This window comes from Agrobacterium sp. 16-2014-1-2a (assembly GCF_053522705.1).
This window is the reverse complement of the sequence record NZ_JBNWBX010000010.1, coordinates 205,463-218,518: the sequence shown is the minus strand read 5'-3', so window position 1 is coordinate 218,518 and position 13,056 is coordinate 205,463. Positions and strand designations below refer to the sequence as shown.

The window sequence follows — 13,056 nt, the reverse complement described above, 5'->3', positions numbered from 1 at the left end:
TCGTTGGAGACCTTGTTCCAACCCGCGCCGACCTCGACGCCGTTGCCGGCGGTGATGCGGAAGTCCGGAGCGTCGCGCGAGACGCGCTCGATGGGGTTCAGGCGGGCCTTCATGCTGACTGTGAGCGTGCGCACGTTGCCGATGATGGAGTTGTTGCCGTTGGTGTTGAATTCGCCGATGACTGCCATTGTCGTGCTCCTTTTCCGGTTTGCTCGGGCCGCGCCCATCGCGTCCTCGATGACGGTGTTAAGACCGACGGCGATCGACGTCGCACCGCTGGCGGCCGGAACGAAGTGGAGGACGGCCGGGAGCGGCTTTCTTGGCCCGCGAGGAATGCAAACCTGTTTGCAGGGGAAGAAAGTCGCGTATGGCCGTTGCGGCCAAGGCGATCGAGACGAAGGCGTCCTTCGGTCACACCAGATCCATCGAGGTCTGCGTGGGTGTGGCCAGCCAGAACCGGATTGCGCACGACATGCCGAGAAACCAATCGTTGAACTCACTACCAGCACGCCGCTGGCACAATCGTTTTCGGCACCCTGCTCACACCACGTCACGGCTGCGGACCTGCCGTTCCTTCGACGCCATCGCCGATGGGTGCGTCTGAACTACCTGTCGTTCGACAGTCGAGCGATGCCGAGACGGCTCTGACTCGACGTCATGAACATCGCATTGCTCCACGCGTCGAATAGATAAGGAGGTGTCGAACCGGCTGTCGCTGTACGAACTCGGCCTGCACATGCTTCAGCACATGGCGTTGACCCGCAAAAGGCACCATCCCCAAGGCCGTTTCGAACGGCACCCATCGAAATTCGCTATGTTCGTGATTGATGACAACAGTTGCCCCAGCATCCACGAAACCAACGAAGACCGGCAGCATGCTGATTGCGTCGCGATCCGCCTCATAGAACTGCTCACATATGTCTGCCGAATAGAGCTGACCACAAGTCAGGCCGGTTTCTTCACGAACTTCGCGCAGCGCTGCTTCCCATGCTTTCTCCCCCTCTTCAATTCCACCGGCAATCTGGCACCACTCGCCGATCAGCGTGCGATTCCGGCGTAAAAGCAGTACCTCGGGTCCAGCGGCGACGCTGCGAAGAAGTACGACGGATACGGCAAAAATCGGATCGGAATTTCAGCCATCTGCTGCGCTTCCCTTCACTCACATAGTTTCCGGCAGACCTAAGCGACATCAATCCATCAGGGGTAAACATTCGCATTTCGATGGTCTATAGCAGTTTGCAACTTCCAGTCATTTGTCTCCCGGAATAACAATGATCCTTTTTCATCATACTTCTGTTTCCCTTGCCGAGGGAATTTTGGCATCTCAGCTCAACCAGGGTCACGTCACCAGGCGGTCCGAAGAGCCATTGCGCGACGTCGTATGGCTGACGACCGATGAAAGGCACGAGGGGCACGGACTGACGACGGGAGAACAACTCGATCCAGTGCACCGTTCTTATGTTGAAAAAGTCGAGCAAACGAAGCTTCGCCAGGGGCGTGTGTGGACGGCCGATAAGACGCGCATCAGAATTAAGGTCAAAATTCCGACGCGGGACCGCAAGCTTTTCAACTATTCTGCCTGGTCCCGGAAAAACGACGGTCCGAGGTTCGCGAAGTTCATGGGCCTTTCCTGCGTCGAGTCCGTGGCGGGTCTGAACGCTTCGGAGCTGGAAAGAGTGATGTTGATGACAGCGACGAAAGAAGAGACCTGGTATCTCTCGTTCCGGCCCATCGATCCTAAGGAATTTGAAGAAGTATTATACCGGACGGAGGACGGCTACATCCCGTATGACTTCGAACTTCACGGCCGCCACGAGCTTGAGAACGTGGGAATTTATTCGGCAGGGAAAGCGGCCTTGGAGGAATTGCGCGAGGTTGTCGCGTCGCGACACGGGTATGACCGTGCAAGTGCTGTCGTAACCTGTGCTGATCTCGCGATGCCGGCAAACGTTGTCGTTCGTGGCGGAGGAATCAACGTGGCTTTCAACCTCGACACCCTCCGGCGACTTGAAGGTAGCGCCGGCCCGTACGAGGAGGAGATTGTAGCCTGGATTGAACGGCATCGTTTGGATCTCAACGAGGCCTGGCAGAAAAGCCGGACGCAGCTCATCAGCTACTCGTAAAATTCGGCGATTTTTGCCGCTTCGATTAACCTTCTCTGTCCAAACTCCATCATGGTGAGCAGTTGCGCCATCCCTCAATCGCCACGGTCGTCACTCCGCAGTCAAAGTCGGTCAACCAGTCCGACGCCTTCCTTGCCAGCAAACACAATCAGCTCAATCTGTTCAACTCGATCGATCATCTGGTTACGGATGAGAAGAAACTCAGCGACAGTGAACGGGGCGCAATCGAACACCATATCGTAAATATTCGCGCGGCTATCGCCCGATCGCTGTGGTCAAAGGAAATTTATGTCGGTACGTCTCTCTTGGATGAGCATGTTCTCGCATGCGCTAAGCAAGGTGGGGGTGGCGTTCCCGGAAAAATGCTGAGTGATCTCGCTTCGGCCGGAGTCGAGCGTCCCGGGTTCGTCCTTTATCCGCTAACCAGCTTCGGCATGAAGATGGAGATGCTGCCCTGGAGGAATTCGGGACTGAAAAGCCACATCCTGTTTCGTGCGGCCGGGTTTGCCGTCAGCGCCCAGACCAATTCAGTCGCGCGGGCACATGACCGCCTGATCGAAATGGCACGCGGGTTGGGCATACGGCAACGTATAGAGCGAGGCGACATCGAACATTTCTCGCATGCTGCGCAATGGCTTAAAACTAACCCGTTGCTGCTCGTCAAGCTGACATCGCACACGGGAGACATGTATGAAAACCAGTTTGTCTACACTCTCAAGATCCGGTCGGCTGCGTCCGCGCTACTGATGCTTCACGCGCTGTCGGTCGAGCGGGACGGCTCGATCGACAAATTCAGCTCGTCCGCTCACGTCAACAACTGGGAAACACTCGACATCCGCCACTATCTGATCGGGGAAGGTCGACGCTCTGGAAAGATTGCCACCCGGCGCGTCCCCATGAACGTGTCGGCGCTGGATCTCGCGAGACTGTCGGATGTCGCCGCCGTAGTCTCGACAGAGGCGATGGAGACGAACACGATGAAGCGTTTCGAAAGACAAATCGTGGCTGCGCTCAAGACTGTCGAGCAGGGATATTTCCGGCACGTCCATCTCACGGCCGGCTCAAAGATGGAGGCGAGGTTCTACAAGCGCATCGTCACCGCGCTCGACTGGTTCCGACAGTCATTCGGTTCACATGCCAACGAGTCGGAGGCGATTGTCGCTCTTGCGGTGGCGTTCGAAACGTTGCTCACCGACCACTATCAGCCAGGCGTGGCGGAACGCATCAAGCGCCGGGCTGGAATTTGCATGAAAGGCGTTCCCCGCGTTTCCTCCTATCAGCAAAGTATCATTGAACTCTACCACGCCCGCGGCAGCATCGTTCACACGGGGGAACTTGGCCAAGCCGCGAACGTAGAACGTGCTCAGGCAGCGTTTGCGCGATGCTTCTGCAGTCTCGTCTCTCGCCTCCCAAGCGGTCGGCTACCGAACAGCGATCCTGTTCGCAACCTGCTCGGCGACACCGGATGAATCGAGAGTACGCATTAGGAGGACTGGTCTTTTCGTGCTCTATGATGCTTGCTATATTAAGGTGAAAAATTGGAGCAGACATGGCAAAAGTCGTCGTCAAAAAGCTTAATGGCCCTAAGTCCGGAGTGCGTGGCAAAGCGGTTACGGAGAAACGGGTTCGGGATTCGAGCAGCGGGCAGTTCGTCACTGTGCGGACGATCGACGCAAAAAGCCAAACTTTCGGGCAAGATCTTACCTATGTCTTCAGCAGGAATGTCGCCAAGGCCCGCCGTGATAATAAGGCCGTGACTGGCGTTGTCGATCGTGCGCCTGAAAAAGCTTGAGCAGCCCGTCTTTCTGATTGTTGCTGGCCCGAACGGATCCGGTAAGAGCAGCGTCTACGCAAATGCGGATCTCGAGTTGGAAGGGCGCTCCGTATGGATCGTCAACCCCGATCTTCTCGCCGGCCGGATCAGTGAGGTAGAAAACAAACCACTTCCGGAAGCCAACTTGGTTGCTGTTCAGCGCATTGAGGCCTGGATTCAGTCATCGATATCCGTTCATAAGACGATCGGGGTAGAGACCGTTTTATCGACGGATAAGTACCGCCGTCTGGTTGAGGCGGCTGAAGCCGTGGGATTTGCCATCTGGCTTTTCTACACCGTTTTGGACAGCCCGGAGCGGTCGATCGAACGTATCAAACTTCGCGTTGCGAAGGGTGGACACGACGTTCCGGCTGATAAAGTGCGTGCCCGTTACGCAAGATCGCTCGATCAACTTCCGTGGTTTCTCGAACGAGCTGACAGAGCCTGGATTTGGGACAATAGCGGTGCGACGCCCAAGCTGATCGGCGAAAAACAGGATGGTGTGATCGGCCTTGATGAGAATGCTCTCGCCGTCGTCGCTTCAGCTGTGAAATCCATCGCGACCGAGTGATGAAATGGGCTCGATGCCCACCTCCGGCTTCACCATGTGAGAAAAAGACGAAAAAGAGCCCCGCCTTGTCGAGCGGAGCTCCTCTGGGTGCTCAGGCCTCCCGCTTCGGGCGGTTCCAGATGAGGGCGTATTCGCCTTCCTTCTCGCCCGGCCAAAGGGCTGCGGTGATCGGGGCATTGAAGCTCGGGTCGTCGAGCTTGACGGAGATGAAGGGCTCGCCGTCGTTGGAGACCTTGTTCCAACCCGCGCCGACCTCGACGCCGTTGCCGGCGGTGATGCGGAAGTCCGGAGCGTCGCGCGAGACGCGCTCGATGGGGTTCAGGCGGGCCTTCATGCTGACGGTGAGCGTGCGCACGTTGCCGATGATGGAGTTGTTGCCGTTGGTGGTGAATTCGCCGATGACTGCCATTGTCGTGTTCCTTTTCCGGTTTGCTCGGGCCGCGCCCATCGCGTCCTCGATGACGGTGTTAAGACCGACGGCGATCGACGCCGCACCGCTGGCGGCCGGAACGAAGTGGAGGACGGCCGGGAGCGGCTTTCTTGGCCCGCGAGGAATGCGAACCTGTTCGCAGGGGAAGAAAGTTGCGTATGGCCGTTGCGGCCAAGGCGATCGAGACGAAGGCGTCCTTCGGTCACAACAGATTCATCGAGGTCTGCGTGGGTGTGGCCTGTCCGAACCGGATCGACCACGACATGCCGCGAGACCAATCGTTGAACTCACCACCAGCACGCCGCTGGCACAATCGTTTTCGGGACCATGCTCACACCACGTCACGGCTGCGGACCTGCCGTTCCCTTCGACGCCATCGCCGATGGGTGCGTCTGCATTACCGACCGTTCGACATCAGAGCCATCTTCGACTGGATGGTGTCTCCTCCCAACCGGCAAGGGCCTCCGCTATGCTGCGATCCCCCTTGCCCTCAGCGCCCCACACCGCAACGGCTGGTCGGCATGGAACGTGTCCCCCACTTCAGAAACTGACTGGGCCGGCGTCTTTCACGGCAGAGTTCCACCATATGGCGGTGCCTCTTCCGCTCCAAATGGAGCGGTCAGCCGTTACCGCAGCGCCGGAAGGCTGCCCTAGACGCCACACATGCCTTCGCATTCGATGGGCCAGAGATCGAGTTGGCCATGATCGGCGGCCGTCGACAGGTCGGCTTCGTCAAGAGGAACACATGAGCGATGAAGATAAACTTCGCCACGGATGCGTCGAATGCCGGTCCGCAGCGCTCGATCGACTTTCACCGCGTCTGCCCAGGCTTCCGGATCATGATCACGCATGTGGCGCCAGCGTCCGTTATCGTGAAACGGGCATCCGATGCAGGCCGATTTCGGGGGCGTCGGATAATCATGACGGCGCAACCAGGCCAGGCAATCGCGCCTGCTCATGCGTTGTTCGATCAACGGCCAACGATTGATCTGCCAGTCCTCGAACGAGGGTTTGATCCGGCTGGCCTCGTCTGTCGAAATGCCAATCCACTGCTCCGCGACGGGATGATCAGGTGATCGCTTGCGCGTGAGGCCCAACAATTCCCGGACCTTCCTCCGGATCGGCACGATCTTGTAATCCGCAGTGCAGGCCCTGCGCATCATGCCGATCGATACGGTCTCGCGCGATGTCGCGCGGGAACCGATCTGGACGAGTTCGCCGTCGTCGTCCTCATCGAGAACCGGTCGTGCGCTCCCGGCTGGCGTCACGGTTTTTGCAAAAGCCGGAATCGAAGCCCACCGTTTGCCGGCAGCGGCGTCCATGAGATTGTCGCGAATATTGCCGGCCGAGACGACATGGATCGGGAACGGAACGACATTCGGCGACATCAACCATTCAAGATGATCGTAGACGGCTTTTGGCTCCCAACCAGTATCGGCGAAGATCGCGCAATCGGGCATCGGCCCGATCTCACCATGCGCTGCCATCAACGCCATGGTGGTGGACTGGACGCCGGCGCCGAGCGAAAGCGCCCGCAGCCGGATCGGGGAGGACGCGCCATCCCCGGTAAAGTTCGACACCTGGAGCATCAGGCCGCCTCCTTTCCGGAAGCTGCCTGCGGCTGAAGGTCGTGCAGATAGGCGACAGCGCGCTGCGCATGCGCCGCCGCATTGAAGATCGCCCGCTTGTCGGATCCGAGGATTTCGGCCCAACTCTGGATATAGGCGGCATGATCCGGCCGAGGCTCCAACTCTGGCACGATACCCAGATCGGCGCAGATCATCGCTGCCCCAAGCTCCACCAGCATCTCTTCGAACGCCCTCTCACGGCGATCCTTGTGGTAGCGGCTCAGGTCCCTGTTCAGTCGGGCGGGACCGCCCGCCCAATGCAAGGTTTCGTGCGCTCTCGTCGCAACGAAAGAGGCCATGTCCCGGAACTGTTCGGGCCGCGGCAGCTGGATGTGGTCGGAGGCAGGAGAATAATAGGCCTTGTCGCCGCCGTAACGGACGACAGCGCCCGTGTTATCGAAGAAGCGATCGGCATGCTCGATACGCTCGAGCGGTTTCGCGATCGGTTCGGGGCGACTGTAATAATGATCTGCAAGGCCATCGATTTGATCGCAATTGAAAACTGTATAGGCCTTCAGGAAGGGAATATTGCGCTCGACCTCTCCGCCGCCCGCGTCCGTCTCGGTTTTGGTGAAGCGGCTGGCATAGACGACGGTCGCGCCGCTCTCGCCCTTGCGCACGTGAGCGCCGAGTTCGTTTGCCTGGCGCAGCGTCATCCATGTTGACGACATGAAACCACTGGCGACGCTCTCCGACCACAGAAGCAGAACATTGAGGCCGGTGTAAGCTTGTCCGTTGTGACGAAGCGGCCGGCTCACCCGGCCCGATAGATTGGCCGCACTCCACGGCTGCACCCATGGGCGCACGCCCTTTTCCAGATCGGCGACGATCCTGTCGGTGATGCGTGCATAGATATCGGTCCGCGTGTTTGCTGTTTTCCTGCTCATTTCCAAACCTCCGTTTCAGGAGGCCGCGCCCATCGCGGCCCCGTCGCGGAGGGCCGAAAGCAGGAGCGATCAGGGGGAAGGCGCACCGGAACGGCCGGAACGCCAGTGGAGGACGGCGCAGCCGTTGCGGCTTGCCGCCGGATCCTGCAGGACCGACGAACGGGACGGGGCAGCGATGTCGCCCCGCGTCTCTTCGTCTTTCCTCTGTTTCCCCATTGAGCTTTACTCCAACGGCGACACAAAAAATGGCCGCCTCGGAGTGAGACGGCCTCGTCCCGACGAAGGCGGAGCTGGATGCTCCGCCGGAGACGTCTCAGCCAAGAGCGTCCATCTGCGCTGCGGCCGCCTTGCGGTCGAGCGTCTGGCCGGGATTGTCGACCGGCCGATCGAAAGGCTTCCACGCTTCGCCGACAATCTGTTCGTAGGCTGCGACGGCGCCTTCAGCTGCCAGGCGGAGCGCGTGGGCCTGAATACCCATGTCGGCTGCGAACTCGCGCTTGCGCTGGGCGGCGCTGTCGTAACCGACCGGGCCATCGATATCCTCGTCGCGAGCGTCCGACGCACCCTTGGCGGTCGCATCGCGTGCTTCGGTGACGGCCTTGCTGTAGAACTGGCCAGCGCCATGGGCCGATCCGACATAGGCGCCGACGATGCGCTGGAGATGGATCTGCATCGCCCGTTCGCCGAGGCCCTCGGAGAGGCCAGTCGCGGTTTCGACGATAAGGCGCTCGTGCATGTCGCGGATGCCGTCGCTGTCGAGGATGGCCGTTCCGAAGCTTTCGGCGATCCGGAGCGCCTGCGCTTCATCGGGGCATGTTAGGCGGACCATTTCGATCGTGGCGCCCTTGCGGAGCTGCACGACACGGGCGGCAGGGCGAGAAGCTTGACGTGAAGAGGTTGCGGGCTTTGCCATGATGGTTTCCTTTTCGGTTTGCCCGAAGCGATCGGCCCCTTGGCCGTTCTGTCCTTCGGTGCGGTCGAAAAGAACCGGCGCAAGCCGGGCGGTTCAGGGTCCGGGCAGGCCTGATCGAGCGAAGCAGGTGGGCGGGCAAGCGGAACCCACGGTTCTGCGAAGCCCGCGTTCCTGTTTTGTCGAGAGCGGCATGACCGGCCGTCCCGCGGCGCGACAGCGGCCTTGAACCGGACGGGCGCTGGTTCAGACCGCCACGAAACCGAAGGACAGAACGGCCAAGGGGCTGATCCCGGATGCCGAAGCCGGAAAGGAGGTCATGCAAAATGCGCGCCAGGCCCGCACCTGCAAGCTGGTCTTTCCATGCTGACGTCACTGGTGCTCCACGTCGCCAGAATGGATCGCCGATATGCCCGATGTGCCTGTCAGATCACTCTGATTTGCTTGCCCCGCCTTTCCCCGATAGACGCGCATCTGGCGTTACGACCGACCAACAGTATTCGCGAAAGGAACACCGCAGATGAGCGATCATAGCGGCGACGATTATGTCTATGACGAAGCAACCGGAGAATGGCGTCCGGCATCCGAGATTTCCGCCGAAAAAGCAAAAGCCGCAGAAGTGCGCGACGCCTCCGGCAACGTGCTGGCCGATGGCGACTCCGTCGTGCTGCTCAAGGACCTGAAGGTCAAAGGCGCCGGCCAGACCTTGAAGCAGGGCACGGTCATCCGCTCGATCCGGCTGACAGACGATCCGGAAGAGATTGACTGCCGGCATGATGCAATCAAAGGCCTGGTCCTGCGCACCGAGTTCGTGCGCAAGCGTTGATCAGGGCTGTGCCGATTGCTCAAGGTTTCGGCAGCCGATAGCGGTCCAGCCAGGTCGGGCCGTGCGTGTTGCGCAGCTTGCGAAGGATCTGGCCGTCATCGCAGCGCGCTTCGCCCATCCAGACGGTGTTGAGGATGCGCTTCCATGATCGGCCGTGCCTCGCTGCGTAATGCTGAAGCGCCTTTACCTCCTGATCCGTGAGGGACGGAAGCGGTTCATGGCGCTTCATGGTATCGTCTCCTGCAATGCCGCAATCGCGGACTGCTGCCGCATAAGCTTGCGCGCCAGAGCATCGATCTCTGGCTGGCGCTGCGCGGTGATCGCCGCAAGATTGGAGCGGTAGCGGGTGAGGAAGGCTTCGGGTTCAGGAGGCCTGACGCGGCGATATCCGTATTTGCGCCGTCCAAGCGATGGGATCAGCGCGGTCATCCTGCGAATGATCTGGCGGTCGATCATGTCGAGCTGATGCCGCGTCTGCCGGCACGCTTCTTCCATGCGCCGCAATTCCGCCTGTCGATCGATGGACCGGTTCATGCCGCCGTCCTCCTCGTCCATGAGGCAAAGCTTGATGGACCGTCGTAGGCTGCGTGGCGCGCTTCATCGATGATGAAGCCGAAACGGCCCGCTTCGTATTCGGGTGACGGCACGAGAAATCGCCGTTCCTCGCCGCCATGATCGCGCCTGCCTGCGCGCGTGGCGATTACCTCGGTCATGCCTGGATGATGATCCGATCGAAGTGCCGAGATCACGATCCAGTCGCTGGCGTGCTCGAGCTCGAACGCGCGGCGATCCTTCACATGAGATTCGCCGTGAGCAAGCACAGTCGCAAAAATCGCCTCCCACGCATCGGGCTCCCAATCCTTTAGCGTCTCGCTGGCGCAACGCTTCTCGAAGCTGGTGAACAGTTCAGGGAAGGTGTGCGCCACGGCAGCCCAAGCGCAATCCTCCTCGTAGAACCCGTCGTCCGCCCGGAGCAGCGGATGGACCGCGCGGTTTCGGTCGGCCGAGAGCCTGAAGCCGCCGTGGCTTGCAGTGGAGTGGAATTCGATCCCCTCGGCATAGGTTGTCGAGTGCTGGGCCGAACCCCATGGCGTATGCACATGGGGGGCGGTATTCCGACGTCCGAGCGCCTGTATTTCGCGCTGATGTTCGGCCTGTTCGAGGACGTGTGCACTAAAAGCCGCCTCATCGGCGAGTTCGCCGCAATGACCGTAGAAGTCTCCCCGTCGCCACTCGGGAAGCGGACGTCCAATCTTCCAGCCGGTGGCCAGATAATGCCGCCCGGCCTGACCTGGCAGCATGGCAAAGGCGTGATCGCCGACGCGGGCGACGGGGAACCCTTCGCAGGACAGACCAAAGAAAACCCCCGGAAATCCGGGGGTGCAGTCGGGCATGTTCGTGTTGGGAAGATCGATCATGCGGCAGCCCTCCCTTCCACAACATCGGCGGCGATCTCATCCGCCGTGACGTCCTCGAGAACGGCGAACGGATAGCCATGGGTGGTCAGCCATTCCTCGGCAGCCTGCCGGCTCGCCGCGAGATGGACGAGCTCGGCGCTGTCGCCAGGGCGGTCGAAGACACGGTAACTGCCGACCGCCGGACGTTCGACGATGGTGAACATCAGGCTGGTTTCCAGCGAAAATGTGCGGTGGACGCGGATCGCAATAACACCGCCGCTGCCATAGTCGCCTTCGTGGAGCGTGAAGCTGGGCGGCAGGCTGATGTTGCCGGCGCCGCGCTCGTCCTGCTTGCGTATCAGCCGGCCTCTGCTGTTGTTGGTCTTCCACGCGGAGAGCTTTTTGCGATGGCGCTCCGGCGGGCGCGGCTGGCCGTTGGACCACGCCAGAACGGTGCCGATCGGCGCCAGGAATGCGAGATGTGCGGACATGTTGATCTCCTTGATCTTTAGAGTTGGAAACGAAGCCGCCGCCAGTGGAAATCACCGGCGGCGCACAATCATTCGGAAGGAGAAGGAGGGACGCGGCTACTCCGCGGCGATCCCGTAAGCATCCTGCTCTTCGTCAGGATCGACGGCTTCGGGAGCATCGTCGGCGCTGTCTGGAAGGTCGGCCTCGTCTTCGGGGGTGGCGAGGCCCTCTTCTCTATCAAGGTCGGACTCATCGACGTCTGCTTCTTCCGCGCTGTCGTCGGCATCGAGAACCTCGCCACTCTTGATGAGATCCACGATGTCCTGCGGATCGGGCGCGAAGAGTGCGGTCGTGTGAACGAAGCGCTCTTGCCTGAAATGATCAACGAGAGCCGCACGAGTCTCCCGCACCTTCTGGCGCGCAAGCACGTTCGCCTCCTTCGCCGCTGCTTCCATCGCCTGGCGAGACAGGCACAGCAGAAAGTCCTCCGCGCCCATGTTCGGCAGGAAGTTGTCGGCGCCGATCGCGTGACCTGCGATCCTGGAGATCACCCCGCTGTTGGACATACCCCGCCGGCACGACAGCACATCGATCAGCATCGAACGCGCGGCCACGCGCAGTGTCTCCACGTCGAAGGCGAGCCTGCCGTCTTCGCCGATCAGCCGGGCGGCGTGGCGCTTGAAGCGCTTCGACCCGAACACGGTATCGGTCGCGCCGGAATCCACGCGGACGTTCAGGCCGGCGAATGCAAGCACGAGCAGGGCCATCAGCATGTCGTCCTCGATCGGGGCGCGTCCAAGCGCCTCATGCAGGGCGTCGGTGCGGAAGTCGCCGATCATGTCCTGCCCCTTCTGGGTCACATCCGGGCGCGGCTTTGGCGTGTCGACGATTGCATCATCGGCTTCGGCTAGACCGCCCGCGGTCGCCGCGCCGCCTTTGCCCTTCTTCTTGTCCTCGGGCATGCGGAAGGCGACCGACTGCACCTTGCCGTCACGGTCGAGATACATGGCGACGTGGTCGGATTTCGAAGGCTTGCCGTAGACGCGTTCCGCCTTTTTGGGCAGCTCCGGCTGGCCCCAGTTGTTGACCTCGACGATCGACCCCTGCTTCGGAAGCGTCGTCGTCATCCATTCCTGCTGGGCGCCGAGAAACGCTTCCACGTTAGTGGTGTATCGGCTGTCCTGGTCAGCTGGTGCAAACAGATCCTCGACCCATTCGATTCCGTAGGCGCTGGCAAGATCGTCGCCGAAGCTCGCATCCTTGGCAAACATGCGCGTCTTTGAAAGAGACCGGGAGATGTTGTACCAGTCCGCCCGCTCGGTCTTCTTGGCCTTGTTCGCCTTCCACACCTCCCTCTGCTCGTCGAGCGAAGCGGCCGCGATGGTGCGCAGCTGCTGCTCGTTGGGGATATCGCCGAGCGCCATATGGTCGAGCATGGCCGGCAGCACGTTGGCCAGAAGCCGAAGCTTCCTGATTTGCCGGACCGGCAGGGCGAGCGCGATACCGATCGCTTCCTCGGTCCAGCCGAGAGCGACGAGACGTTCGATGCCACGCCATTGGTCGACGGCGCCAAGAGGCTCTCTCGCGATATTTTCGACCATTGAGCGCATGGCGCCATTGTCGTTGGCAGCCTCGCGGACGATCACCTCGATTTCCTCAAGGCCAGCGGCGATGGCCTGCCGGACACGGCGATGGCCTGCTTGGATGATATAGCCGTTGCCGCCATCGGTTTCGGGTGAGACCACTGGAGGTTGGATAATGCCGACAGCCTTCACCGTAGCCAGCAGCAGTGCATCGGCTTGTGGGGACGATTTCGAGCGGCGCGCATCGTCGGGATTGTCCTTCAGCCCGCGGGGGTCGAGTTTAAGGATTTGCATGAGATTGGCTCCTTCGGGGATTGCTGAGCCGGCGCCTTGCCAGCCCCTTTTTCGTCTTCAGTTCTTTCCGAAGACACTTCCCAGACCGCGGAGCGGACGGGCCGGTGCAACTGCGGCTGAGCA

Annotated in this window: 15 protein-coding genes and 1 pseudogene; 5 read left to right on the top strand and 11 right to left on the bottom strand. The window is 60.7% G+C overall.

Features of this window, described 5'->3' with window-relative positions; genetic code table 11:
- Together ACQZ45_RS23895 and ACQZ45_RS23890 are read right to left on the bottom strand one after the other, a co-directional pair.
- The coding region (locus tag ACQZ45_RS23895; protein ID WP_448731738.1) for a DUF736 family protein at positions 1 to 188 on the bottom strand (188 nt) is incomplete at its 3' end.
- A 467-nt stretch (positions 189 to 655) separates the two neighbouring features.
- Positions 656 to 1,140, bottom strand: a pseudogene (locus ACQZ45_RS23890) (NUDIX hydrolase).
- Between the two features lie 131 nt (positions 1,141 to 1,271).
- Here ACQZ45_RS23890 and ACQZ45_RS23885 point away from each other — a divergent pair.
- The 4 genes from ACQZ45_RS23885 (at position 1,272) to ACQZ45_RS23870 (ending at position 4,507) form a co-directional block, all read left to right on the top strand.
- Positions 1,272 to 2,123 (top strand): DUF4160 domain-containing protein, encoded by an 852-nt coding sequence (locus ACQZ45_RS23885; protein WP_045231725.1) that lies wholly within the window; start codon positions 1,272 to 1,274, stop codon positions 2,121 to 2,123.
- 62 nt (positions 2,124 to 2,185) lie between these two features.
- Positions 2,186 to 3,592, top strand: coding sequence for a HEPN domain-containing protein (locus tag ACQZ45_RS23880; RefSeq protein WP_010974890.1), 1,407 nt, complete (start codon positions 2,186 to 2,188; stop codon positions 3,590 to 3,592).
- 80 nt (positions 3,593 to 3,672) lie between these two features.
- The gene (locus tag ACQZ45_RS23875) at positions 3,673 to 3,915 is read left to right on the top strand and encodes a hypothetical protein (protein ID WP_003524955.1); all 243 of its coding nucleotides are present in this window, start codon (positions 3,673 to 3,675) and stop codon (positions 3,913 to 3,915) included.
- Positions 3,896 to 4,507 carry a zeta toxin family protein gene (locus ACQZ45_RS23870; protein WP_162936981.1) on the top strand — a complete coding sequence of 204 codons (612 nt, stop codon included), beginning with the start codon at positions 3,896 to 3,898 and terminating at the stop codon, positions 4,505 to 4,507. Before ACQZ45_RS23875 ends, ACQZ45_RS23870 begins: the two co-directional genes overlap by 20 nt.
- Positions 4,508 to 4,598: 91 nt before the next feature.
- Here ACQZ45_RS23870 and ACQZ45_RS23865 read toward each other — a convergent pair whose 3' ends face one another.
- The 4 genes from ACQZ45_RS23865 to ACQZ45_RS23850 all read right to left on the bottom strand — a co-directional run bounded on the left by ACQZ45_RS23865 (position 4,599) and on the right by ACQZ45_RS23850 (position 8,365).
- The gene (locus ACQZ45_RS23865; RefSeq protein ID WP_041699416.1) at positions 4,599 to 4,916 is read right to left on the bottom strand and encodes a DUF736 domain-containing protein; all 318 of its coding nucleotides are present in this window, start codon (positions 4,914 to 4,916) and stop codon (positions 4,599 to 4,601) included.
- Positions 4,917 to 5,587: 671 nt separating this feature from the next.
- On the bottom strand, positions 5,588 to 6,526 hold the full coding sequence (locus ACQZ45_RS23860; protein WP_045231726.1) for a hypothetical protein: 939 nt from the start codon (positions 6,524 to 6,526) through the stop codon (positions 5,588 to 5,590).
- Positions 6,526 to 7,452, bottom strand: coding sequence for an ArdC family protein (locus ACQZ45_RS23855; RefSeq protein WP_045231727.1), 927 nt, complete (start codon positions 7,450 to 7,452; stop codon positions 6,526 to 6,528). Before ACQZ45_RS23855 ends, ACQZ45_RS23860 begins: the two co-directional genes overlap by 1 nt.
- Before the next feature lie 313 nt (positions 7,453 to 7,765).
- Complete coding sequence (locus ACQZ45_RS23850; RefSeq protein WP_045231728.1) at positions 7,766 to 8,365, bottom strand: hypothetical protein; 600 nt, start codon at positions 8,363 to 8,365, stop codon at positions 7,766 to 7,768.
- 517 nt (positions 8,366 to 8,882) lie between these two features.
- On the opposite strand from ACQZ45_RS23850, the gene ACQZ45_RS23845 reads away from it, so the two are divergent.
- The gene (locus ACQZ45_RS23845) at positions 8,883 to 9,188 is read left to right on the top strand and encodes an alkylphosphonate utilization protein (protein WP_045024867.1); all 306 of its coding nucleotides are present in this window, start codon (positions 8,883 to 8,885) and stop codon (positions 9,186 to 9,188) included.
- Positions 9,189 to 9,207: 19 nt separating this feature from the next.
- Here ACQZ45_RS23845 and ACQZ45_RS23840 read toward each other — a convergent pair whose 3' ends face one another.
- The 5 genes from ACQZ45_RS23840 to ACQZ45_RS23820 form a co-directional block, all read right to left on the bottom strand.
- Positions 9,208 to 9,417, bottom strand: a complete 210-nt coding sequence (locus ACQZ45_RS23840; RefSeq protein WP_045231729.1) for a hypothetical protein — start codon at positions 9,415 to 9,417, stop codon at positions 9,208 to 9,210.
- Positions 9,414 to 9,722, bottom strand: a complete 309-nt coding sequence (locus ACQZ45_RS23835) for a hypothetical protein (protein WP_045231764.1) — start codon at positions 9,720 to 9,722, stop codon at positions 9,414 to 9,416. Before ACQZ45_RS23835 ends, ACQZ45_RS23840 begins: the two co-directional genes overlap by 4 nt.
- Positions 9,719 to 10,606, bottom strand: a complete 888-nt coding sequence (locus tag ACQZ45_RS23830; protein ID WP_045231730.1) for a DUF7007 domain-containing protein — start codon at positions 10,604 to 10,606, stop codon at positions 9,719 to 9,721. The genes ACQZ45_RS23835 and ACQZ45_RS23830 overlap by 4 nt, the downstream gene beginning before the upstream one ends.
- A complete protein-coding gene (locus ACQZ45_RS23825) occupies positions 10,603 to 11,076 on the bottom strand; it encodes a hypothetical protein (RefSeq protein WP_045231731.1) in 474 nt (157 codons plus the stop codon). The genes ACQZ45_RS23830 and ACQZ45_RS23825 overlap by 4 nt, the downstream gene beginning before the upstream one ends.
- 96 nt (positions 11,077 to 11,172) lie before the next feature.
- Entirely contained in the window at positions 11,173 to 12,933 is a 1,761-nt protein-coding gene (locus ACQZ45_RS23820; protein ID WP_045231732.1) for a ParB N-terminal domain-containing protein, read from the bottom strand.
- Positions 12,934 to 13,056 lie beyond the last annotated feature (123 nt).

Coding starts and splice junctions, on each gene's coding strand:
- ACQZ45_RS23885 (WP_045231725.1), top strand. CDS start 1,272: ATGATCCTTTTTCATCATACTTCTGTTTCCCTTGCCGAGGGAATTTTG.
- ACQZ45_RS23875 (WP_003524955.1), top strand. CDS start 3,673: ATGGCAAAAGTCGTCGTCAAAAAGCTTAATGGCCCTAAGTCCGGAGTG.
- ACQZ45_RS23865 (WP_041699416.1), bottom strand. CDS start 4,916: ATGGCAGTCATCGGCGAATTCACCACCAACGGCAACAACTCCATCATC.
- ACQZ45_RS23860 (WP_045231726.1), bottom strand. CDS start 6,526: ATGCTCCAGGTGTCGAACTTTACCGGGGATGGCGCGTCCTCCCCGATC.
- ACQZ45_RS23855 (WP_045231727.1), bottom strand. CDS start 7,452: ATGAGCAGGAAAACAGCAAACACGCGGACCGATATCTATGCACGCATC.
- ACQZ45_RS23850 (WP_045231728.1), bottom strand. CDS start 8,365: ATGGCAAAGCCCGCAACCTCTTCACGTCAAGCTTCTCGCCCTGCCGCC.
- ACQZ45_RS23845 (WP_045024867.1), top strand. CDS start 8,883: ATGAGCGATCATAGCGGCGACGATTATGTCTATGACGAAGCAACCGGA.
- ACQZ45_RS23840 (WP_045231729.1), bottom strand. CDS start 9,417: ATGAAGCGCCATGAACCGCTTCCGTCCCTCACGGATCAGGAGGTAAAG.
- ACQZ45_RS23835 (WP_045231764.1), bottom strand. CDS start 9,722: ATGAACCGGTCCATCGATCGACAGGCGGAATTGCGGCGCATGGAAGAA.
- ACQZ45_RS23830 (WP_045231730.1), bottom strand. CDS start 10,606: ATGATCGATCTTCCCAACACGAACATGCCCGACTGCACCCCCGGATTT.
- ACQZ45_RS23825 (WP_045231731.1), bottom strand. CDS start 11,076: ATGTCCGCACATCTCGCATTCCTGGCGCCGATCGGCACCGTTCTGGCG.
- ACQZ45_RS23820 (WP_045231732.1), bottom strand. CDS start 12,933: ATGCAAATCCTTAAACTCGACCCCCGCGGGCTGAAGGACAATCCCGAC.